The sequence below is a fragment of the Zunongwangia endophytica genome (assembly GCF_030409505.1).
GTDB lineage: Bacteria > Bacteroidota > Bacteroidia > Flavobacteriales > Flavobacteriaceae > Zunongwangia > Zunongwangia endophytica.
On sequence record NZ_JAUFPZ010000002.1, the window covers coordinates 1,216,291 to 1,238,742 of the forward strand.

Consider the following 22,452-nt stretch of genomic DNA (forward strand, 5'->3'; position numbering starts at 1 on the left):
ACATACCCGAAATGAACAAACTGCTAACAATTTTACTTCTGATTTTCTTATTTCTGTCTTGTAAAAACGATAAGAAATCTGAATTGGAATTTTATGTGGAAAACCAAACCTCATTTTTCGATTTAAGAAATGGAGATTGGACAAAAAATTCGTGGATTAGAAAACCTGAAAATCTAAAAATTGTTCACGAATCATTTAAAAAATTTGGTTACGACAAACTCAAAAACCTGATTTTTAAAAATGACAATGAATTTTTAATTCAAGGAATTTATATAAAACGGAATTTCGAGAATTTAATGGACAGTTTGGAATTGACTTACAGCAAACCAGAAATACAAACAAAATATTACGTTGAATTTTGGAATCGGAGAAAAGCAGAACAAAATGACTCAATCGTTTATGAAATTATCCGAGAATTTAACTCAATGAAATCTGATAAAAAACCACTGAATTATCAAAATCAGTTTGAAAATGACACTTTAGTTGACTTATTGAAAATTGAGTTTGATAACGAAAATCTGAATTCTAAAAAAGCGGTAACTGACTTTTACACATTAAAAAAATACGGATTTAATCAATCAGCTTATAACCTACTCTATGAACGAGCAGAATATTCGGAATTGGAATTAGACCGAGAAAAATTAAGAAAGGAATTGACAAAAACAACAGAATTTGAACAACCTTGGCTTATCGATAATGAAAAATAAAGTACGTTGTACAACAATGTATAACCGCAATTACGGCGGATTCGACTACGTCCGAATCCACTCGGAATTGCGAGCGTCAGTGCTAAACCAAAAATAATCGCTAATTTAACCCGTAACTGACGGTTATACGAGACCGTTGTGTGTAATTTTACAGAATGACAAATATAAATCTGAATTATAATTCGACTTACATAAGCATCAATTTGATTGATGAATTAGATTATGTAATTGGAGGTTATGGAAAACCAAATGCTATTTTTATTTACTCTTTAAATACCTTTTTAGAAGCATTTATATTAAATAGTTCATTTTATTTATCTAGTCAAGAATTTAAACATCTACAGATAGTTTCTAAAGCTATTTTTCCAAATGGTAGACCAATTTTAGAATTACTTTCTAAAACTCAAAAATTAAGTGCGATTGGAGGAATTGGAAATGAAATTGGACAAGTAGTAGCATTAGGAAGTTTTGATCCAGAAAATCCGAAATCTTATCAAGAAAGAATAAAAGATTTTATAGAAAATGGGCTTCATGCAAAAGAAACTCGAGAAAAATATCTCATTCTTACTTTTGTAGATAAAGAAATAAAGAAATTCCATATTTAAATATTGGTCGAGTCGACGATGGATATGTCGCAACAGTAAGTAAAAATTCTCCACAAAAATTCTATTCAAAATTTTGTGAAGTAACTAAAAGCACAAATATTCAATCTACTCTTCCATTTTATAGTTATAATTTTCAGGTAAAAGAAATTCAATCGAGAGGTATTGGCAGAGAAATTATTAAAAAGTTGACAGATTCATTTCAAGAAAAACAGAATGAAATAAATCAGTATTTTGGTTATTCAAATCAGACAATTCCTCCACTAGTAAACATATTACTTTCTCAATGTCAGAACATATCAGACATTCCTGATAAAATGTTGCAATTAAGAGAAGATTTTACACAACTAAGAGAATCAATCGTCAAATATGAATGTAAAATAAACGAAGCTGGGAACATTAAAGAACAACTTGATGCTATCGATGAGCTAAATGAGTTTTGGACAACTTTCAATAAGAAATACAATAAGGATAGTAGACTAATTTATCAATTCTGGGAAGTTGCAAAAGAATCAAATTTTGAAGAATCTTTAGATAATGCTATTGATTCTAATAGTGCTACAAACATAATTGAAGATTTAAATGTTGGTAAAGTAGCTGGAAAAAGTGCGATAAAATTGTTCGACTGGTATAAAGAAAGAAAAATAATAAATCGTTTTAAAGGTGCTACTGATATATGGAAATTGTTCCAAAATTCACCGAATGTCAAAAAACATATTTCGGAGTTCGAAAGAGTTTTTGATACGAAACTGAATAGAGATGATTTATAGCAACTAAATAAGAAAGTTAGAGAAGTAAAACTACACACAACATCGGTTAAGGCAAATAGCCGGTAAAGCGCTAAAATTGTTATTTTAGAAACTAATTAAATTTATTCGATAAGCCGACAAATCCGTGTCCCCTACTCCGGCAACTTGTCCTTAACCGTAACCGTTATATACAATGGCTCCAAATGTACTTTCCTGAAATAGGTTGACTAAAAATTAAACCTTTTAGTACTATACCTAATGAATGAACAAAATGAACACTGTCGAAAAAATTCCTACAAAAAAGTAGGTTACGATCTTAAACTGCTGATCATCGATCAGATCCAAAATGCACAGATTTCTATTAATCGTGCTGCTATTAAATATCAAGTTTCCAGAGCTTCCATCTATTACTGGTTAAAAAAATACAGTACTTTAGAACAAAAGAAACTAGTGATGAGCAAGAAAGATGAAATCAAGAAACTTAAAGAAAAAATAGAGGAACTCGAGTTTGTAAAAGACTTCCAGCAAGATATTATTGCTGACATGGAACTTATTACAGGAGTTGATATGGCAAAAAAGTCTTTGCCCAAAACATTAGCAGACGAGATCGAAAAAAAGAAACTAAACCGTTCAAAAGAAAATGGTTGATCAAATGTTTTGGGATTTCTAAACAAGCTTTTTATAAACAATTAAGATCTCAAAAGACCAGACAAGTTCAGCAACAGCTGATCATTCGGCTTATAAAAGACTACCGAAGTAAGTATGGAATGCGTACCGGTGGGATTAAACTCTATAAAGAATTAAAGGATGATATGAACCGACTCGGTATCAAAATAGGAAGAGATAAATTCTATCGAGTAATGCGAATGAATAACCTACTCGTTCCTAAATTAAAGCGATCCCATATTACAACCGATTCAAAACATCGATTCTTTAAATACAAAAACTTGATAAAGAATAAAGTACCTAGTAGACCTGAACAACTTTGGGTAAGCGATATCACCTATATCAAAACACAGAGTGGCCATAGTTACCTGGCTCTGGTCACAGACGCCTATTCAAAGCAAATTATGGGGTATAAACTAGCAAGCCATATGAAAACCTCTCTTTGTATAGATGCACTTAAAATGGCGCTTAAAAATAGAAAATACAAAAATCAGAAACTCATCCATCATTCCGATCGAGGAATTCAGTATTGTAATCCACTATATACCGGCTTCGCTGAGCAAGAAGGAATACTTATGAGTATGACCGAAAAGTATGATCCTTATGAAAATGCGATAGCAGAACGCATTAACAGAACACTCAAATATGAATACGATTTAAAACGTACCATAAAAAACACTAAATTAGCCAAGAAGATGGTCAAACGAGCCGTGGAAATTTATAACAATAAGCGACCACATTTTAGTCTCAAATTGAACACCCCTAACTTTGTTCATTTGAACAAAAATGTAGACTATCATTCCTACAAAAGGAACAAACAGAATTTAGAAGTATTGACCATTTAAAATGTCCAAAATTGAACCAAAAATGGTCAACCTATTTCAGTATAATACAAAAACGAAAAATGAAATTTTTAAGTTCCAAATTTTGATAAAAATGTAACTTTTTTTAAAAAAAGCCAACTAATACTTCAGTAATGAAAATGAAAAATAAATTATAATTTAAAAATAGATATGGATTATTTCTTTTGGGGTTTAATTGCAATAGGAGCTTTTTACAGTATAAAAGAATCTAAAACAAAAAAATTAAAAAAAATATTTATCGGATTATATGCTTCCATATTTATAATTGGATTTGCTTATTTATCTGGAGAACAAATCGGACAAGCTATTTATCATTTAAGCCACTCCAATTAGTTGACTAATTAATCATAGTATTTTACTATATAAGTTCCAATTAAAAAAAATAAATAAATTCAATGATTAATTAAAAGTAAATTTCAAAGATCTTAGGCATTTTTTTCAATTACTGGGACTCTAATATTTTTAGATTTTGCTCTGGAAACCGCAATATCTGAATGAAAAAACTCTAATTAAATTGATCAATAATAAATACTTTCTTTGATATTAATTAATGTCAAATTGAATCGATTTAAAAAATTGGAATTCTTATACAATACAATACGTGTCGCCACAGTATATAACAACGGTTATCACAAATAGCGGTATTTCGTAAAAAAGTGTATTTTAAAGTTCTAATAAACAAAGTTCTCAGTCGACAAATCCGCGTCCCTAACTCCGCAACTTGTGTTAACCGAGACCGTTGCCTTCAATTGCTCATAACAAAAAACTATGCGGATATTAATTGATAAAATATCGGATTAAAACAATCCAAAATCGATTAAATTCAATCACTTTTTTTTAAATCAAAAATTATAGAAAATAAAAACTATTTGATAAAGATTTCTAATAATTAATAGTTTAAAAAGAACAATTTAAACTCAATTTGATAGAAAAAATAAATCTAAACAAGCGAAAATTGATAAAATTCAGTCGTTTTTTCTAAAATTCAATCTTCTGGAAAAAAATGATGAAAATTAATTCTGACAAACAAAATCTAAAGAAAAAAAGCTTACTCAAACCGAAAATAAAATTGATGAAACTCTAGAATCCAAAAAAAATTAATTCAAAACGGATGATTTTAAAGTCGATTTTCTAATTTAACTTCTCTCCTACTCGTTTATTGAGTAACAAATGAAAATTCAATGACTTTTAATAAAATAATGAAACGTAAAAGCGGCTCGTTCTCAGCAAAACGTGTCGCAACAGAAAGGCAACAATGGTTATAATTAATTGCTACTGAATTTTCTACCGAAAATTCAAGCTTTTTTGCTAAATTTATTTCCACAATTGAAAATCCTAGCGGATTTTCAACGCAACATAATCATAACCCAAACCGTTGTGCAACATTTGAAAAAAAATCGAGAATGGAATTAAAATATTTGAATAGCATTAAAAAGCAGTTTGAATATTACAAATCTGTAGGAGAAAAAACATTTTCGCAACTTGATGAAAAGGATTTTTTTTGGCAGTTCAACGAAGAATCGAATTCAATCGCGATAATAGTGAATCATCTTTCAGGAAATATGAAATCACGTTGGACTGATTTCCTTACTTCTGACGGCGAAAAAGAATGGCGGAATCGTGATTTGGAATTTGAATCAGTAATTAAAACAAAAGAACAATTATTATTAAAATGGAATGACGGTTGGGAATGCTTATTTGACGCCTTGAACTCGATAAATAAAGAGAATTTTGATACGGAAATATTTATTAGAAATCAATCTCATTCAATTTTAGAGGCTATAAATCGACAATTTGCTCATTATTCATATCACATTGGACAAATCGTTTATATCGGGCGAATGATTAAAGAAAAAGAATGGAAAAGTTTGACAATCCCAAAAGGAAATTCATCGGATTTTAATAAAGCCAAATTCTCGAAAGGAAAACACGGTGGACATTTTTCAGATGATATAATATAACGGATAAAAAACGTTGCACAACACCGTATATAGCTCATAGCTGGGCAGTTGCTTAATCGAAGTTTCGGCATATTTGCGAAGTCCGCCAAATTTTTTAATTTGGCTTATTGAAAAAAAGGTAATAAGAAAATTGAAAAATTCGGCTCGTGCTCAACCGAAAAGTAATTGCGAATTTGCACGCTACGAGCCATATACAATCACGTTGTAAAACATTTGAACAAAATGAACCGCATCCTAACAACTTTAGGGATTTTAATAATATTAATTAGTTGTAAGTCGACTAAAATTGATACAGAATCTGAATTCAAAATTACAAATGACTCTGTAAATCTATATGCATTTATCGGAGAAAAAATATCTGTAACTGAATTTGACCCAAATGAAAACAATGAACGAATGGAAATTGACTCAATAACAGGAGACACTTTGATATTTAAAAGTTATGTTATGGATAAAGGTTTCAGAAATAAATACAAAGTAATAAGGAATGTTTACAACGAACTGAGAACAGATACGGTTGAATTTGATGCATACGACCATTATGGAAGACCTGCATTTGAAGATTACCAAAACGTACTACTCTACTTATCTTATAGCGAAGAAAAAAACAAATACTATCATCAAAAATATATATTTGACCCAATTGAAAAAGACAGAAATGGAAATTGGAAAGGCTTAAAAGGAGAAAGTATAGAAAAACTATTTACTGAACAGAAGAACGGATATTTGTCTGCGAGAGGATTATTTGACAGCAAATAAAAACGTTTTACAACAACGTATATAAAAAATAGCTAGGTCTGTTTAAACTGAAATTTTTGGTATATTTGGTTAGTCACCAAATCTTTTGATTTGGCTTTTAAAAAGTAAAGTTAAAAACAAAATGCAAAAGATTTGGCTTGTTTTATGGAGAAAAGTTAATTACTAATTTCTAAGCTACTTTTCATATACAATCACGTTAGCTGCAAGTGAAAAGAATGTACTTTCCTGAAATAGGTTGACTAAAAATTAAACCTTTTAGTACTATACCTAATGAATGAACAAAATGAACACTGTCGAAAAAATTCCTACAAAAAAGTAGGTTACGATCTTAAACTGCTGATCATCGATCAGATCCAAAATGCACAGATTTCTATTAATCGTGCTGCTATTAAATATCAAGTTTCCAGAGCTTCCATCTATTACTGGTTAAAAAAATACAGTACTTTAGAACAAAAGAAACTAGTGATGAGCAAGAAAGATGAAATCAAGAAACTTAAAGAAAAAATAGAGGAACTCGAGTTTGTAAAAGACTTCCAGCAAGATATTATTGCTGACATGGAACTTATTACAGGAGTTGATATGGCAAAAAAGTCTTTGCCCAAAACATTAGCAGACGAGATCGAAAAAAAGAAACTAAACCGTTCAAAAGAAAATGGTTGATCAAATGTTTTGGGATTTCTAAACAAGCTTTTTATAAACAATTAAGATCTCAAAAGACCAGACAAGTTCAGCAACAGCTGATCATTCGGCTTATAAAAGACTACCGAAGTAAGTATGGAATGCGTACCGGTGGGATTAAACTCTATAAAGAATTAAAGGATGATATGAACCGACTCGGTATCAAAATAGGAAGAGATAAATTCTATCGAGTAATGCGAATGAATAACCTACTCGTTCCTAAATTAAAGCGATCCCATATTACAACCGATTCAAAACATCGATTCTTTAAATACAAAAACTTGATAAAGAATAAAGTACCTAGTAGACCTGAACAACTTTGGGTAAGCGATATCACCTATATCAAAACACAGAGTGGCCATAGTTACCTGGCTCTGGTCACAGACGCCTATTCAAAGCAAATTATGGGGTATAAACTAGCAAGCCATATGAAAACCTCTCTTTGTATAGATGCACTTAAAATGGCGCTTAAAAATAGAAAATACAAAAATCAGAAACTCATCCATCATTCCGATCGAGGAATTCAGTATTGTAATCCACTATATACCGGCTTCGCTGAGCAAGAAGGAATACTTATGAGTATGACCGAAAAGTATGATCCTTATGAAAATGCGATAGCAGAACGCATTAACAGAACACTCAAATATGAATACGATTTAAAACGTACCATAAAAAACACTAAATTAGCCAAGAAGATGGTCAAACGAGCCGTGGAAATTTATAACAATAAGCGACCACATTTTAGTCTCAAATTGAACACCCCTAACTTTGTTCATTTGAACAAAAATGTAGACTATCATTCCTACAAAAGGAACAAACAGAATTTAGAAGTATTGACCATTTAAAATGTCCAAAATTGAACCAAAAATGGTCAACCTATTTCAGTATAATACAAAAACATCTTTACTGATATCAACTCCAAAAGTTTCTTTATATTTATCCATAAGAACTGATTTTATGAAAGAGCATACTATCGTGATCACAACAACTTGAAAACGAGGTCTAAAGCCTCAAAGAACTGAACGTAATCAAAGTAGTTAAAGAGAGGGGATTATCAATGTTGCCGAAGTCTAACGCTTCACCGTATATCATAACCTTAATCCTCTCTTTGTTCTTTCTGATTTATACTATAAATCTAATAAGAATCAAACTTAAGACGTATAAAATTAATGGCTAGTTCTAGCTTACTTACGAAAGTCCTCGCGGACTTTCTTGGTCGGTAATTATTTACTAAATTAGTTGCTTAAACCACGCAACAAACCATATACAAACACGTTGTGCAAAATTTTGACCCGTCCTGAATAAAGGCTACATAATTTCAAACATTATGTATAAAAATGACAGAGTAATCAGACGGTATTCCGAATCGTTCAAACTAAAAATTTTAGACGAACTTACGGCAGGAAAATTAAACAAGTATCAACTAGGTAAAGCTTACGGTATTGCTCCAACAACCATCAACGAGTGGATCAGGAAATATAACCGTAAAGACCTTATGAACACCAGAGTGACTGTGAAAACAAAAGATGAGATTACACGGATCAAACAGCTTCAAAAAGAAATTGAACAACTCAAGAAACTCCTTTTAAAAAAGGATATGGATGCCCTAATAGAAGATTCTTATCTTGAAGTGGCGGCAGAACAACTGGGCTATAAATCAGTACTTGAACTTAAAAAAAAACTAAGTATCAAGCCTTGATCAAGGCCAAGGAGAAATCCAGAGGATCTGCATCACTTTCAGCCATAATAGCCTATTTTGGGCTTAAACGTGATGCTTACTATAAATACAAACATAGAGAAGACCAACGTTCAGAAGTAGAAAATAAGGTTGTTGCCATAGTCAAGAAAAGGCGCAGATCCCTTCCTAGGGAAGGTGTTAGAAAACTGACCAGATCACTCGACAAAGAGTTTAAAAATGCCAATTTAAAAATAGGTAGAGATACTTTATTCAACATTCTTAGAAAACACGATATGCTCACACTTAGAAAAAAATACAGCTCTAGAACAACGAACTCATTACACAGGTTCTACAAGTATAAGAATATCATTAAAGATGTAGAAACAACTAGACCAAACCAAGTATGGGTGAGCGATATCACTTACATCAGAACTATAAAAGGCTTTTGTTACCTGGCACTCATTACAGATATGCATAGTCGCAAAATTGTTGGCTATGACATCAGCGACAGCTTGGAACTCAAAGGATGTGTAAGAGCTTTGAATAAAGCTTTATATCAAGCTAAAGATATTGACGCACTTATACACCATTCAGACCGAGGTATTCAGTATTGCAGCAATGTATACACACAGATCCTTAAAAGAAATGACATAGGAATCAGTATGACCCAAGAGAATCATTGCTATGAAAACGCGATGGCAGAACGTGTAAATGGCATATTAAAAGACGAGTTCTATCTCGACCAGACCTTTGATAGCCTACAACACGCTAAGAGGGCTACAAAAAATGCAATTAATTTGTATAATGAAATAAGATTACATTTATCTTTAGACTATCAAACACCAAATATGGTATATAAATTAACAGCTTAAATCAATTTTTAAACTGTAGCCATATTTCAGGACTAGACATTTGATTTCAAGCTACATTTCAAACATTTTTTAAATATTTTGTAATAGGTTATTATTATGTTTTACACTTGATTGAAATTGTACCATAGAATTTTTAAAAACCAAATAAGATTTGATTAAACTTAAACAATTCCAATCTCTTGTTATTCACGATTATGCAGAAGAAAGCTTTCATCTTCCTTCACACAGTCATACTTATTATGAGCTAATTTATATATTCAGCGGACGTGGAGAACATTTCGTAAACAGTATTAAAAATAAGTATTCTCGAGGTGATGTATTTGTTCTATCTCCTAATGATGAGCACTATTTCGATATTGTGGAATATACACATTTCATTTTTATCAAATTCACTGAAAACTATTTCCAAGATGGCGCTCTGTATAAAAATTCTGGCATAATAAAAATTTCTCCAGTAGAATTTATGAAAATAAAATTTCTAAAGGAAACGAAGATAGCGTTGAGTGATGCCCAAAAGACTATGATGAAAAATATCATGGAGAATATTGCATACTATAATTTGAAATCTCCTTCGAATATCATGCCCTCATCAATAATATACACACATATTCTTGCTGTATTTGGCATTATTCAAGAGACAATGAAAAACGAAATCAATGCCATTCAAAATCAAGAATTAGATAAAGATTCCCTCATTTCCTTCATTCATGAAAATATTTACTTTCCTGAAAAAATAAGAGCAAATCACTTAAGTGGTGAATTCAACATATCTACAAACTATTTTAGTATGTGGTTTAAAAGAAATTTTGGTATGAACTTAAGCCAATATGCGAATAGATATAAGATAGAGTTAATTAAAAAACGTCTTATTGCTAACCGAAAGAGTATTAAAGAAATTTCTTTAGAATTTAATTTTGCAGATGCCAGTCATTTCAGTAAGTTCTTTAAGAATTGTACCAAAATGTCTCCATCCCAATATAAAAAAAATCACCCTCAGAATAATAAAGAAGGTGATCAATAAGTGAAATTTAACTTAGTTAATAGAGTTTAGGATTTGAACTTTACTACTAATATTCATGTTACTAAGTTTTTCCTCAAAAGTTTTTGCGTAAGATTGAGACTTATGAGTTTTTAAATCTTTCCTAGATTTAAACGTTTCATAAATGATGAATTTACTATCTACTTGTGAAAGTGAGAAAGAAAGACAACCTTTTTCCATTAATACATGCGACTTTAGCTGCTTCAATGCTTCTAAAATCTTTTCTTCAGAATTTTCCTCACTATATTCTAAAGTCGTAATTGCCGTAATCTTGCTTTCTCTCTCTGATGTGTCTAATGATTTATTTTCAATTGTCTCAAAATCACCTCCTATAATTACATCCTGATATCCAATTGTTATTAAGGTATTTTCGTGATCTAGAAATGTTTTTTCGTCTGGAAATACTCTGTTTTTATAAAAATCTGATGTGAGAACAGTTTTTAAACCATCAAGACTATCAAACCAAATTTCGGCTGTTCCGTCATACGAATTAGTTTCTACAGCATCTGTTTTCTTTTTTATAGGATGTGTTTGAATATAGCGTATTACATGACTTTGAGCTTCGGGTATTTGTTGAAAAAGTGGCCCATGCTTTTTTATATGATGTTTAACAAATTCGTCGTGACTTATTTCCGGTTTCCTTTTTAACAACATGGTCATTTTCACCATCCGTTGAGCGCCAGTCTGCGTGATATTCCCCTGGGGATTTGGAGTCCATCTAGTGATAGATTTATCTTTCAAACCTCCTGGGTATGTAATCAACTCAATTAAAGTTCCCCAAGGTGCTTTTCCATAGACTCCGGCATTACCGGGCTGATTCTCCATATTTGCTAAACTATGAGGTTGAGATAGCAGTTCCCCTCCTGCGGCTGTAAACAGCCTAACAGTTTCTTTTATATCGTCAACATAAATTGCTAAATGTTGTAGACCATAATCATTTAATGAAGCGGCATCGTCCTGAGTAGCATTTTCGATCCTAAATAATTCAATAGTTATAGATTCGCCAATTTGAAGAAGTCTCATATGTATAACCTTACTTCCCTTTGGTAATCCCAATTGATTTTCAACTTCCGAACCCATCATTGGTTCTTGATTTTTCGGTTGTACATCATATAATGTTTCAGCTTGAAAGGCGTTTTGAAAAAATTTAGTTGCAGCTTCAATATCTGGAACCGTTATACCTATATGATCAATACCTCTAATAAAATTCTTGTCTTTTTTCATATGTATGTTTTTGTTGTTTTGAGCAGTTATGGGTTGTAAACAAAAGGAAAGAAATCCCATAATAATGCAAATTATTTTGTACTTCATAATTATTTCCTTTGAAATACAAATGTAGACAGGCCCTGAATCAAAAAACTGGTACAAATTTCACAAAAAGTTGCACATTTACTTGATTAGTAATTTTTTATGAAATTTCGAACATATCAAACTTTGCACAACATCGGTTCATCGCAAATGACGGGTATCAGTGAAAAAGTGTAATTTTAGAAATTAGGAAAGAAAATTGTTAAGCCGACAAGTCCGTGTCCCTACTCCCGCAACTTGCGAGGTACTGTGTTATAAAACAAATTTTTTGAGGAAAATTTTAGGAAGAAGTTAATATTATTTTGCTTCTATCCTGTGCAGCAAGGACTTCGGTTCTTGCTGTCTTTTTTTGTTCATACTCCATATCATAATCCATTTCATTTTTCCATAAACTATACATCAACACCAATAATTTTCGCTCAACTGCCACCAAAGCAATCATAGGTTTGGCTTTTCTAGGTTTTAGCAGGTCATAAAATGTTTAAGTGTTGGATTACACCGAACAGCAGTCATTGCGGGCATATAAAGGTATTAAAATAGGAAGGGATAAATTCTATCGAGTAATGCGTATCAACAATCTTTTAGTACCTAAAACAAAGCGATTCCATATCACAACCGATTCAAAACATCGATTCTTTAAATACAAAAACCTGATAAAGAATAAAGTACCTAGTAGACCTGAACAACTTTGGGTAAGTGATATCACCTATATCAAAACACAGAGCGGCCATAGTTACCTGGTTCTGTTCACAGAAGCCTATTCAAAGCAAATTATGGGGTACAAACTAGCAAGCCATATAAGAACCTCACTTTGTGTAGATGCCCTTAAAATGGCGCTTAAAAATAGAAAATACAAGAATCAGAAACTCATCCATCATTCCGATCGCGGAATCCAGTATTGTAACCCTTTATATACCAGCTTCGCTGAGCAAAACGGAATACTTATGAGTATGACCGAAAAGTATGATCCTTACGAAAATGCGATAGCAGAAAGAATCAACAGAACACTCAAATATGAATACGATTTAAAACGTACCATAAAAAATACTAAATTAGCAAAGAAGATGGTCAAACGAGCCTTGGAAATTTATAATAACAAGCGACCACATTTTAGTCTCAAATTGAACACCCCTAACTTTGTTCATTTGAATAAAAATGTAGACTATCATTCCTACAAAAGGAACAAACAGAATTTAGGAGTATTGACCATTTAAAATGTCGAAAATTGAACCAAAAATGGTCAACCTATTTCAGTATAATACACATCCACCGTGCAAAAATCAAAAGACGACAAAACTTAAAAAAAGCTTAACCAAAAATTTGTAAAAATGGACGTCTCAAGACACCATTTTGAACGTTTCGCGAAACCTTTGTTGTAGGACTCAAACTAACTTTGCCCCATATAAAAACAATAATTATGGCAAAAACAGTTTTAGTAACAGGAGCTTCGGCGGGAATTGGAAAAGCAACCGCTATTTATTTAGCACAAAACGGGTACAATGTTTATGGTGCTGCCCGCAGAATAGAAAAAATGCAAGACCTTAAAAATTACGGGATTAAACCTATTGCTTTGGACGTTACAAAGGACGAAAGCATTACGGTTTGTTTTGAACAGATTTTCAATCAAGCTGGTAGCATTGACGTATTGGTGAACAATGCAGGTTTCGGCTCGGAAGGTGCTATTGAAGACGTTACAATGCAGGACGCAAAATACCAAATGGAAGTAAACGTGTTCGGTGCAATGCGTTTAACTCAATTAGTTTTACCAAAAATGCGAGAAAACAATTACGGTAAGGTCGTAAACATTTCTTCGGTTGGCGGAAAAATTGCTTTGCCTTTGGGCGGTTGGTATCATGCAAGTAAATTTGCGATTGAAGCATTAAGTGACACACTACGAATGGAAGTAAAACAATTTGGTATAGATGTAATTGTGATTGAACCAGGTGGAATAAAATCAGAATGGGGTGATATCGCTTTGGAAAGCTTGGTTCGTGTTTCAGGGAACTCCGCGTACAAAGAAATGGTGAAGGGAACAGAAAAAGGTTTTAGAAAAACGGAAAGCAACAACTCCGAACCTATAGTAATTGCAAGATTAATTAAAAAAGGAATTGAAGCAAACAAGCCGAAAACACGATATTCTGGTGGTTCTATGGCAAAACCTTTGTTGTTTTTACGAAGTATTTTGTCTGATAAAATGTTAGAAAGATTAATAATGAGCCAGACAAAGTAACAAACTATGGAAAACACTGTCAGTCTTCATCATAACATCGTTTATTCTCGAAGTAATCAAAAAATAAAAAGTACCGAACATTATTTTCCAGAACACGCTTTAGGAATAATGCTATCGGGGGAATCACATTATTTTACAAACGAGGGAACATTTGTAATGAAAGAAGGTGCAATTTGTTTGATGCGTAGAAATCAGTTATTCAAAAAACAGAAAAACCTTGGCCCAAATGGGGAACCCATTGCATTAATCAGCATATTTCTTGACCAAAAAAATTTACATCAATATGCAATAGAAAATAACATCTCAAAACAAAGTGCTTATAAAGGTAAACCAATGGTCGACCTAACAGAGAATATATTTTTAAAAGGTTTTTTTGAATCATTGCTGCCTTATCTAGATAATCCAAAAATACTTAATGCAAAAATTGCGAAGCTAAAAATCTGGGAGGCAATTGAATTGTTGCTTCAAACAAGTGATAACTTTCGAAATTTTTTGTTTGATTTTCAAGAACCACATAAGATAGATTTAGAGGCGTATATGAACCACAATTATAAGTATAATATTCCGATATCATCTTTTGCGAAGCTCTCTGGACGAAGCCTTTCCACATTTAAGAGGGATTTTAGAGCGATATTTGAAACAACACCCGAAAAGTGGTTAAAGAAACAAAGATTAGAACAAGCATATTTCCTTATCAAGCAAAAGAACAAACGTCCGTCTGAAATATATTTAGAAGTTGGCTTTGAAAGTTTATCACATTTTTCTTATGCTTTCAAAAAACAATTTGGGGGAACACCTACAGATCTGAAAAAAAAATAAAGGCGAACAGCTAACAACATATATAATCCATTGCTAGTTCTAGCCTCCTTACGAAAATCCTTGCGTATTTTCTATCTAGTTTTTATTACCTAAATTAGTTGCTTACACACGCAACGTATCATATATAATTCCGTTAGCTGTAATTATGACTCGTCCTGAATAAAGGCTATATGATTTCAAACATTATGTATAAAAATGATAGACTAATCAGACGGTATTCCGAATCGTTCAAACTAAAAATTTTAGACGAACTTACGGCAGGAAAACTAAACAAGTATCAACTAGGGAAAGCTTACGGTATTGCTCCAACAACCATCAACGAGTGGATTAGGAAATATAACCGTAAAGACCTTATGAACACCAGAGTGACTGTGAAAACAAAAGATGAGATAACACGTATCAAACAGCTTCAAAAAGAAATTGAACAGCTGAAGAAACTTCTTTTGAAAAAGGATATGGAAGCCCTTATAGAAGATTCTTATCTTGAAGTAGCAGCAGAACAGCTGGGGTATAAATCAGTGCTTGAACTTAAAAAAAAACTAAGTATCAAGCCTTAATAAAGGCCAAGCAGAAATCCAGAGGATCTGCATCCCTCTCAGCCATAACAGCCTATTTTGGTCTTAAACGTGACGCCTACTACAAATACAAAAGTAGAGAGGACAAACGTTTAGAACTAGAAAATAAGGTTGTTGACATTGTCAAGAAAAGGCGCAGATCACTTCCCAGAGAAGGGGTTAGAAAACTTGCCAGATCACTGAGCAAAGAGTTTACAAATGCCGATTTAAAAATATGCAGGGATACCTTATTCAACATTCTTAGAAAACATAATATGCTTACTCTTAGAAAAAAATACAGTTCCAGAACCACCAACTCATTGCACAGGTTCTACAAATACAAAAACAATATCAAAGACCTTAAAGTAACAAAAACCAACCAAGTTTGGGTAAGTGATATATAAGGACCATAAAGGGCTTTTGTTACCTGACGCTAATTACTGATATGCACAGTCGTAAAATAGTTGGTTATGACATAAGCAATAGCCTAGAACTTAAACGCTGTCAGAGAGCTTTGAACAAAGCCTTATATCAAGCTAAAGATACTACCAGGCCAATACACCATTCTTACAGAGGTATCCAGTATTGCAGCAATGTATACACACAGATCCTTAAAAGAAATAACATAGGAATCAGTATGACCCAGGAGAACCATTGCTATGAAAACGCGATGGCAGAACGTCTAAATGGCATATTAAAAGACGAATTCTATCTCGATCAGACCTTTGATAGCCTGCAACATGGAAAAAGAGCTACAAAAAATGTAATTACTTTGTATAATGAAATAAGATTACATTTATCTTTAGACTATCAAACACCAAATATGGTGTATAAATTAACAGCATAAATCAATTTTAATCTGTAGCCATATTTTAGGAGTATAAAATGTCATTTTAAATTTAAGACAAAAGAATTTACAATTTTTAGTTAAGATTTGAATGAATTAAAAATCTTACTAATTTGCCCTAAAAAAACCTTTAATACTTGATAATACAAATTAAATAAAATGAGTGATAACTATTACGTACTGGTGCGTTTCAACATAGAGACCGAAAAATTTCAAGAATTATATTACCTGATTAAAGAGTTTTTTGAAAAGGAGGTGAATTCTTGTCCTGGATTTATATCTTCTAAAATTTTAACGAATGAAGATAAAACATTGGTCATCAATTATGCCACTTGGGAATCAAAACAAAAGTTTGAAAATTTTGCTCAGAATATTGTTTCAAAATCTAATATTTCCAAGAAAATTGAGTTTTTCAATCCGATAAGAGAAACTTTTTATGAATTTGAATATTTACCAAAAGTTGATTGAGTAATATTTAACCACATTAATTACTAAATAATTTGCATCGAAAATTCAAAAAATAAAAGGTATATTTTAGGCAAGCTTCCGTTATGCTAATATTAAAAATATACTTCAAAAATATATTAATTTTTGTAAAATATATGCGTCCAAATAGATCTTGAAAGTCTAAAATTAAATGTGCTTGATATAACCGCAATTATTGCAATTATTGAAAATACAATAAGCGGAGATAAATCTACTAAGTACCAAAATAAAACAAGACTTGCAATCATTTCTGCCGCTCCCAGGGCGTAACTTACAAACATAGCACCAAAAAAGAAACCAGTTTCTTTTTCAAATTTAAAATTACAATTTTCACAGCGTTTGTTCATTTCTGGCATTTTGAATAGAAATATATTTCCCTTATTAATGAACATGTCTCCCTTATTACAATTCGGACATTTACATTTTAAAATACTAAAGAATTTACCCATAACACTAATAATTTTTATTAAAGCAAAACTATTAGTTTTAGCAATATGGGACTTTATATTATTATCACTTATTTTTGTAATATTAGGACATAGGCTATGAAAACTCCAATATTAAATATCAATCAATTTAAAGAAACAATACCGTTAAGTGATTTTTATATAAATTCATTTTCAGACCATTTACATCTAAATAAAAAATTGATTTCAAGACCTCACAAACACAATTTTTATTTATGTGTTTTATTTACAAAAGGTACAGGAATACACGAGATTGATTTTAATTCTTATAAAATAGAACCTGGTAATGCATTCTTTTTAAGTCCTGGTCAAACACATTTTTGGAAGTTTGATACCCAACCAGAAGGCTTTATTTTTTTTCATTCCCAAGAATTTTATGAGCTACAATTTTTAGAGCATAAGCTTAGCGAATTTCCTTTTTATTATTCCTTTCAGAATCCCCCATTTTTAAAGTTATCTGCAAAAAAAATAGAAATTCTAAGCCAGCTTTTTGATGAAATACACACTGAATATTTAGAATTAAAATCTTTTAAAAAATTAAAGATTGTTAGTTTAGTAAATTTGATTTATATAGAATTTTCAAAAAATTACACTCATAATATTGAACTTACGAAACTATTTCCTTCAAGTTATTTAAATATCCTTGAGAAGCTTGTTATTTTAATAAATGAAAATTTTAAAAATGAGAAACTACCAAAATTCTATGCAAATCGTTTGAATATCACTACAAAACACCTTAATCGAGTTATAAAAGAAACTACAAATAAAACTACTTCTGAATTGATCTCAGAAAGAATAGTTCTAGAAGCTAAAAGATTAATTGTTCACTCTAGTGAAAGTCTATCAACTATTTCTTACAATTTAGAATTTTCCGAGTATTCCTATTTTTCTAAATTTTTTAAATTAAAAACAGGTTCAACACCTATGAATTTTAGAAAAAGATATAAGGAGGATGAAATAAATACTATTCAAAAAAAACTGAAATAAAAGCTAATTTTTTAGTAATGAAATTAGAGAATAGATCGCTTTTGCAATATTTGAACCAACTCATATAACTGGCTGCTATACTTATTTTTCTTTCATCGTTAATTTTAAGATAGAATAATGCACAATGTCATTTAACATTGAAGAGAATGTAAACACTTGAAAATTAAATTTTATTATTATGAGGAAATAGTGCTTTAACATTTAACTTATCTAATCAAAAATATCATCCAAATCTTCTCTGATTAACTGATATTGTCTATGATATAATAATTCTTCTCCTGCAATATTTTTAAAAGTTCTTCGTGCGAATTTTTGCGATTTAAAGCATATAAATTGCGTATTCCCGTCTGCATATATAACGAATTGACCAGGTTTTAATTTAAAGAAACTACTGGCACGTATTTTTGCAACCTCCCGCTCTCCTCTAGTAATTCGGGTATCAAAATCTAACCCATCACTCCTACTCACGCTGGTTGTTTTTTGGAGTACTAATTCAAAAAATCGTTCATAGTATTTTGCGGTATCGGGATCATTGGCTTTCCCAAAGAACTGGTAAGAAAGGTTACTAAGAATTGATTTCGAACCTTTATCACCATACATCATATCATTTTGAATCTTATCCTGCATGACATAAATCGTTGCAATATCATAACTTCTAAGGGTAGCGGGAATGCGGTGCATATTGAGCAGACGAATTGTAGGCGCTTCTTCCAACATGATAAACGACGACTCGCGATTTCGCACACTCATTTGCTTAACCATGGTATGGATGATGGTAGCGATCACGGGAGAAAACGAGGCGTCATATTTCGGATTATTAACGATAGACACTACGGCCGGATGTTCCGGATTATTCACATCAAGAGGCACCTGATCCCCGGAGAGCACATAAAATATTTTCTCGGAAGTAATTTTCTTAAACGCATTAGCCAGGGTACTTTTCACCCCTGCGGTTTGTTTCGCTGAATCTTTTCCTTGAATAAAGGCACTAGCCATGGCTTTAGAGATCGGATTAGCCGATAGAAAATGAATCAAGCTATCGGTATCCAACTTTTGATATAAGTTGATCAAATGTGGAAGCGTACAGCAATGCGGATAATCAGTTTTCAATCGCCATATCAATCCCGCAATCAGGCCCTCCACAGCATCATTAAAAAACTTACTAGTTCCATGACTTCCTGACTCTTTAAGTTCCAGCAGATTTTCCAATAAAACACGGGACACTTCATTGACACTCTCTTCGTTAGGCAGATAACGCGGGGCTATAGGATTTACCCGGTGTACAATCGTATCAAAGGATATAATATAGAAGGGGATATCACTATCCTTATAGAGTGGATAGGCCATTTCTGTTAACTCAAAGTCCTTATAATCATGGATCACACCAGAAAAATTATATTTCCTGAAATGTTCTAAAAAAGGATAAACGACACTTTCTGTTTTACCAGAACCTGCCGCACCTGTTATTGATACTCCGCGTCGAACATTATCGATATAGAAGTCGCCCGTGGTTGTTTTAAACCGTACCTTATATTTTTTAGGAGCGCGAGTATCTAGCTCGCCTGAACCAAAGAATACATATAAAACAATATTGATGAGTAATAAAGGGCAGGCATAAAACAATATAATTCTGATGCGCTGGCTATCCAGGTTAAAATAATATAGGAGTATTCCGATACTTATAATAAGCAATCCAAGATTCATCCAAAAACCTTCGCTATAGAATTTCAGGAAACCATAAAAGGAGCCACCAATGATAAGGCAGCTGGCCAGAATGATAAGGGGATGAAATAATTCAATCATGACGATCGTATTTAATTATTGAAAAATGGTTTAATAGCCAATAGAAGACGACTTGATAGCCACTTTTAATCCCTTGCGCAGGCGATTAAAGGTCTTTACGGCCAGTTGAACTTTATTGGCAGGAATGGCTGGTACTTTCAGTCCGGATTGCCGTAGCAATTGAAACGCCAGTTTCTTTTGAGGAGCAGATAATCTGGAGAGCTGCTGAAAATAAGCTTTCGGTTTTTGGTTAAATAATTTTCGAGACGCATACGACTCCACAAAATTTCGTTGATACTGAAACTTTTGATCAAAAATCTTTTCAGCAGCGGTAAAAAAGCGATCCCTATCGAATCCGCGTTTAACCAGTTTACCGTTCATCATCACCTCGGAAGCTTTGTATTTACTTCCCGGGAGAGGCTATAACGGTTAGACGCATCCTTTCTCGAAACGATGATATGTACATGCGATTGATCTCCGGGTTTTAGCATTCCCTGAGTAATACGAACGCCATTAACCTTATGTGGTGCCTGTTCTTCTAGTTTAGATATTTGCTGTTGTAATTGTTGGATACTCCCCTGCTCTTCTCCGCGATTAATCCGTTGCTGCTGACTTTTGAGTTGAATAATCTGATTCGCAAAAGGTTGGTTCTCTTTAACCTGCCAGTCGGTACCTTTGAAATGACGCTGAGTCTCCAGTTTCGCATAATATTTAATATCATTAGCCTGTACCCCTCGACCATCGATTTCGCGATTAAAGCATTGCGCATACGTTTTCATAAGCTCCCGTGTATAGTCTTTCAACTGCTCTTTTGAAGTTAATTTTCCCAGTTCCCGTGCACTGGGATTTATGGTAATGGAATAAAATCGAGCTTCGCTTGTTTTAAGCTTTGCGGTATTCTGATCGATTTCTGCAGTGACAGTTTCTGGAGAAATACTATCGGACTCGGCATCAAAGAATAGTTCTTTTTCCTGATCAGGCAATTGTTGGTTTTCTTTCTCCAGGTAATTCACATAGTCGGCACTGGAAGTTGCGAAATGTCCACCTGATTTCTGTGGGCTTATAGTTACATACATATAGAGCAACGGGTTAAGGGTTATACTTTTTTTCCGAAACTGAATTTATGGCTGCTGCTTTTTTTGAAATTTTCGCTCCACAAACTTTGGCGTATCCGAGGGAGAATCCTCCGGAATTTGGTCATTCTCAAAAAGGGTTTGCAGCATTAGTGCGGTAGGCTTCGTTTGGTGTTTTTCGATATTACGAACAATGGCAATGAGCGCACTAATTCTTTTTTTAACCAGGCGTTCCAGCGTTTGCATATGTGGTCCCATTTGTTCTTTGGGAGAAAGTCTGTTAGTCTCAAAAAATTCCAACATTAATAGAAGGCACATAGATTGAGAGCATCCGAGATGCCTGGCATACTTTCGGAATTTTTTGGCAACAGGAGTTTTAATACTGAGATTCGTAAAACGATCCTTTTTAAAATCTTCATCCATTTTTTCGTGAAAAATTTACCGAAAACAAAGGGCTGAGTCACTTTTTCATGGAAAAATCTCCAATTATAGAAAATAAATAAAACTCAAACCTATGATTCCACGGGCGATCAGCAAATAAGAAAGGCCTATAACATCGCGCAGCGTGTTATCCTCTTGCTATTCCATTTCCGATCACACCAGGGTTAAAAATTTTAGACATCCATCCCGGTATGTGCTGAAATGCTGTCTATTTAAAGGAAAGTCAAATCACCACTACAAGAGCTTAATCACTCTGGTAATGTGAGGTTTAATTTAATGATAATTATTAAAAGGAAAAAGTTTTATTGATAAATAGTAATGTTTATTATTATTAAATTACTTAGGTTTTAGGGGAAAGACCTTTCCTATTTTAACGGCAAAAAAAAAGCCTCATTAGTGAGAGGCTCTTTTTAAGTTTCAATTATTTCTTTTCAGAAGGTGAGGAAGAATCTACCCTATAATATTCATATCGTATGATCCAGAGATTGAGAATGAAAGAAAATGTTTTCTCAGTTTCTGGATTTTGCGTTTTTTCAGTTTTTTCCTTATTCATTTTTTTTCTAGCTGGAATTTCCAATGATTTTTTAACGGTACTTTTCATAACATCAAGTTTTAAGTTATTAATTATTTGCCGTTTTGACCGACATTTTAAAAATTTCGGCTCAAAAGGAAACGGAATAAAAAGTGAGGTACGAACGGCTTTATGCCGTAGTCTTTTGATGGGAATATTTTTAAAATCCGAACTTTACGGCGCAATAAGTGATTACAAATACCGGTGCCGGTAGACAGTTTTTAGATTTGAATACGTCCCAGATTGCTTTGAATGCGTTCGATACGCTTTTAAAGCAAACAACAGGTGTAAATGAAAGTTGAGAGGATTCAAT

General features: G+C 32.6%; 26 protein-coding genes and 1 pseudogene. 20 read left to right on the forward strand and 7 right to left on the reverse strand.

Annotated features, from left to right (window positions below; genetic code table 11):
- Window positions 1–11: 11 nt before the first annotated feature.
- The 13 genes from QWY91_RS05495 to QWY91_RS05555 all read left to right on the forward strand — a co-directional run bounded on the left by QWY91_RS05495 (window position 12) and on the right by QWY91_RS05555 (window position 10,556).
- The gene (locus QWY91_RS05495; protein WP_290232416.1) at window positions 12–707 is read left to right on the forward strand and encodes a hypothetical protein; all 696 of its coding nucleotides are present in this window, start codon (window positions 12–14) and stop codon (window positions 705–707) included.
- Between the two features lie 155 nt (window positions 708–862).
- Entirely contained in the window at window positions 863–1,312 is a 450-nt protein-coding gene (locus QWY91_RS05500; protein ID WP_290232419.1) for a hypothetical protein, read from the forward strand.
- A 185-nt stretch (window positions 1,313–1,497) separates the two neighbouring features.
- A complete protein-coding gene (locus tag QWY91_RS05505) occupies window positions 1,498–2,079 on the forward strand; it encodes a hypothetical protein (protein WP_290232421.1) in 582 nt (193 codons plus the stop codon).
- Between the two features lie 237 nt (window positions 2,080–2,316).
- On the forward strand, window positions 2,317–2,706 hold the full coding sequence (locus QWY91_RS05510) for a DNA-binding protein (protein WP_290232399.1): 390 nt from the start codon (window positions 2,317–2,319) through the stop codon (window positions 2,704–2,706).
- A complete protein-coding gene (locus QWY91_RS05515) occupies window positions 2,703–3,569 on the forward strand; it encodes an IS3 family transposase (RefSeq protein WP_290232401.1) in 867 nt (288 codons plus the stop codon). The genes QWY91_RS05510 and QWY91_RS05515 overlap by 4 nt, the downstream gene beginning before the upstream one ends.
- Window positions 3,570–3,737: 168 nt before the next feature.
- The gene (locus QWY91_RS05520) at window positions 3,738–3,920 is read left to right on the forward strand and encodes a hypothetical protein (protein ID WP_290232423.1); all 183 of its coding nucleotides are present in this window, start codon (window positions 3,738–3,740) and stop codon (window positions 3,918–3,920) included.
- A 1,070-nt stretch (window positions 3,921–4,990) separates the two neighbouring features.
- Window positions 4,991–5,548: a DUF1572 family protein gene (locus QWY91_RS05525; RefSeq protein ID WP_290232425.1), complete on the forward strand. Its 558-nt coding sequence runs from the start codon at window positions 4,991–4,993 to the stop codon at window positions 5,546–5,548.
- Window positions 5,549–5,770: 222 nt separating this feature from the next.
- A complete protein-coding gene (locus QWY91_RS05530; RefSeq protein ID WP_290232427.1) occupies window positions 5,771–6,307 on the forward strand; it encodes a hypothetical protein in 537 nt (178 codons plus the stop codon).
- Window positions 6,308–6,577: 270 nt separating this feature from the next.
- The gene (locus QWY91_RS05535; protein ID WP_290232399.1) at window positions 6,578–6,967 is read left to right on the forward strand and encodes a DNA-binding protein; all 390 of its coding nucleotides are present in this window, start codon (window positions 6,578–6,580) and stop codon (window positions 6,965–6,967) included.
- The gene (locus QWY91_RS05540) at window positions 6,964–7,830 is read left to right on the forward strand and encodes an IS3 family transposase (RefSeq protein ID WP_290232401.1); all 867 of its coding nucleotides are present in this window, start codon (window positions 6,964–6,966) and stop codon (window positions 7,828–7,830) included. Before QWY91_RS05535 ends, QWY91_RS05540 begins: the two co-directional genes overlap by 4 nt.
- Window positions 7,831–8,312: 482 nt before the next feature.
- Window positions 8,313–8,684 (forward strand): transposase, encoded by a 372-nt coding sequence (locus QWY91_RS05545; protein ID WP_290232429.1) that lies wholly within the window; start codon window positions 8,313–8,315, stop codon window positions 8,682–8,684.
- Window positions 8,681–9,535: an IS3 family transposase gene (locus tag QWY91_RS05550; RefSeq protein ID WP_290232431.1), complete on the forward strand. Its 855-nt coding sequence runs from the start codon at window positions 8,681–8,683 to the stop codon at window positions 9,533–9,535. The genes QWY91_RS05545 and QWY91_RS05550 overlap by 4 nt, the downstream gene beginning before the upstream one ends.
- Before the next feature lie 151 nt (window positions 9,536–9,686).
- On the forward strand, window positions 9,687–10,556 hold the full coding sequence (locus QWY91_RS05555; protein ID WP_290232433.1) for a helix-turn-helix domain-containing protein: 870 nt from the start codon (window positions 9,687–9,689) through the stop codon (window positions 10,554–10,556).
- A 12-nt stretch (window positions 10,557–10,568) separates the two neighbouring features.
- Here the strand turns inward: QWY91_RS05555 and QWY91_RS05560 are convergent, their stop codons facing one another.
- Both QWY91_RS05560 and QWY91_RS05565 read right to left on the reverse strand, forming a co-directional pair.
- Entirely contained in the window at window positions 10,569–11,798 is a 1,230-nt protein-coding gene (locus QWY91_RS05560) for an EthD family reductase (protein WP_290232435.1), read from the reverse strand.
- A gap of 364 nt (window positions 11,799–12,162) precedes the next feature.
- Entirely contained in the window at window positions 12,163–12,324 is a 162-nt protein-coding gene (locus QWY91_RS05565; protein ID WP_290232437.1) for a hypothetical protein, read from the reverse strand.
- Window positions 12,325–12,367: 43 nt separating this feature from the next.
- On the opposite strand from QWY91_RS05565, the gene QWY91_RS05570 reads away from it, so the two are divergent.
- The 6 genes from QWY91_RS05570 (at window position 12,368) to QWY91_RS05595 (ending at window position 16,800) form a co-directional block, all read left to right on the forward strand.
- Complete coding sequence (locus tag QWY91_RS05570; RefSeq protein ID WP_290232439.1) at window positions 12,368–13,096, forward strand: IS3 family transposase; 729 nt, start codon at window positions 12,368–12,370, stop codon at window positions 13,094–13,096.
- Window positions 13,097–13,299: 203 nt separating this feature from the next.
- Window positions 13,300–14,112, forward strand: a complete 813-nt coding sequence (locus QWY91_RS05575) for an oxidoreductase (RefSeq protein ID WP_290232441.1) — start codon at window positions 13,300–13,302, stop codon at window positions 14,110–14,112.
- A gap of 6 nt (window positions 14,113–14,118) precedes the next feature.
- A complete protein-coding gene (locus QWY91_RS05580) occupies window positions 14,119–14,931 on the forward strand; it encodes a helix-turn-helix domain-containing protein (protein WP_290232443.1) in 813 nt (270 codons plus the stop codon).
- 170 nt (window positions 14,932–15,101) lie between these two features.
- Entirely contained in the window at window positions 15,102–15,488 is a 387-nt protein-coding gene (locus QWY91_RS05585) for a transposase (RefSeq protein ID WP_290232445.1), read from the forward strand.
- A 406-nt stretch (window positions 15,489–15,894) separates the two neighbouring features.
- Entirely contained in the window at window positions 15,895–16,332 is a 438-nt protein-coding gene (locus tag QWY91_RS05590) for an integrase core domain-containing protein (protein ID WP_290237061.1), read from the forward strand.
- A gap of 159 nt (window positions 16,333–16,491) precedes the next feature.
- Window positions 16,492–16,800 (forward strand): antibiotic biosynthesis monooxygenase family protein, encoded by a 309-nt coding sequence (locus tag QWY91_RS05595; protein WP_290232446.1) that lies wholly within the window; start codon window positions 16,492–16,494, stop codon window positions 16,798–16,800.
- A gap of 116 nt (window positions 16,801–16,916) precedes the next feature.
- Here QWY91_RS05595 and QWY91_RS05600 read toward each other — a convergent pair whose 3' ends face one another.
- Window positions 16,917–17,267, reverse strand: a complete 351-nt coding sequence (locus QWY91_RS05600) for a DUF983 domain-containing protein (RefSeq protein ID WP_290232448.1) — start codon at window positions 17,265–17,267, stop codon at window positions 16,917–16,919.
- Between the two features lie 96 nt (window positions 17,268–17,363).
- Here QWY91_RS05600 and QWY91_RS05605 point away from each other — a divergent pair, with 96 nt between their 5' ends.
- Window positions 17,364–18,272, forward strand: coding sequence for an AraC family transcriptional regulator (locus QWY91_RS05605; RefSeq protein WP_290232450.1), 909 nt, complete (start codon window positions 17,364–17,366; stop codon window positions 18,270–18,272).
- Between the two features lie 210 nt (window positions 18,273–18,482).
- On the opposite strand, the gene QWY91_RS05610 is transcribed toward QWY91_RS05605, so the two are convergent.
- The 4 genes and pseudogenes from QWY91_RS05610 to QWY91_RS05625 all read right to left on the reverse strand — a co-directional run bounded on the left by QWY91_RS05610 (window position 18,483) and on the right by QWY91_RS05625 (window position 22,169).
- Window positions 18,483–20,075 (reverse strand): type IV secretory system conjugative DNA transfer family protein, encoded by a 1,593-nt coding sequence (locus QWY91_RS05610; protein WP_386270436.1) that lies wholly within the window; start codon window positions 20,073–20,075, stop codon window positions 18,483–18,485.
- 30 nt (window positions 20,076–20,105) lie between these two features.
- A pseudogene (mobB, locus tag QWY91_RS05615) lies at window positions 20,106–21,130 on the reverse strand (MobB family relaxase).
- 45 nt (window positions 21,131–21,175) lie between these two features.
- Window positions 21,176–21,550 carry a BfmA/BtgA family mobilization protein gene (locus QWY91_RS05620; RefSeq protein ID WP_290232452.1) on the reverse strand — a complete coding sequence of 125 codons (375 nt, stop codon included), beginning with the start codon at window positions 21,548–21,550 and terminating at the stop codon, window positions 21,176–21,178.
- 439 nt (window positions 21,551–21,989) lie between these two features.
- Window positions 21,990–22,169: a hypothetical protein gene (locus QWY91_RS05625; RefSeq protein WP_290232454.1), complete on the reverse strand. Its 180-nt coding sequence runs from the start codon at window positions 22,167–22,169 to the stop codon at window positions 21,990–21,992.
- Between the last annotated feature and the right edge of the window lie 283 nt (window positions 22,170–22,452).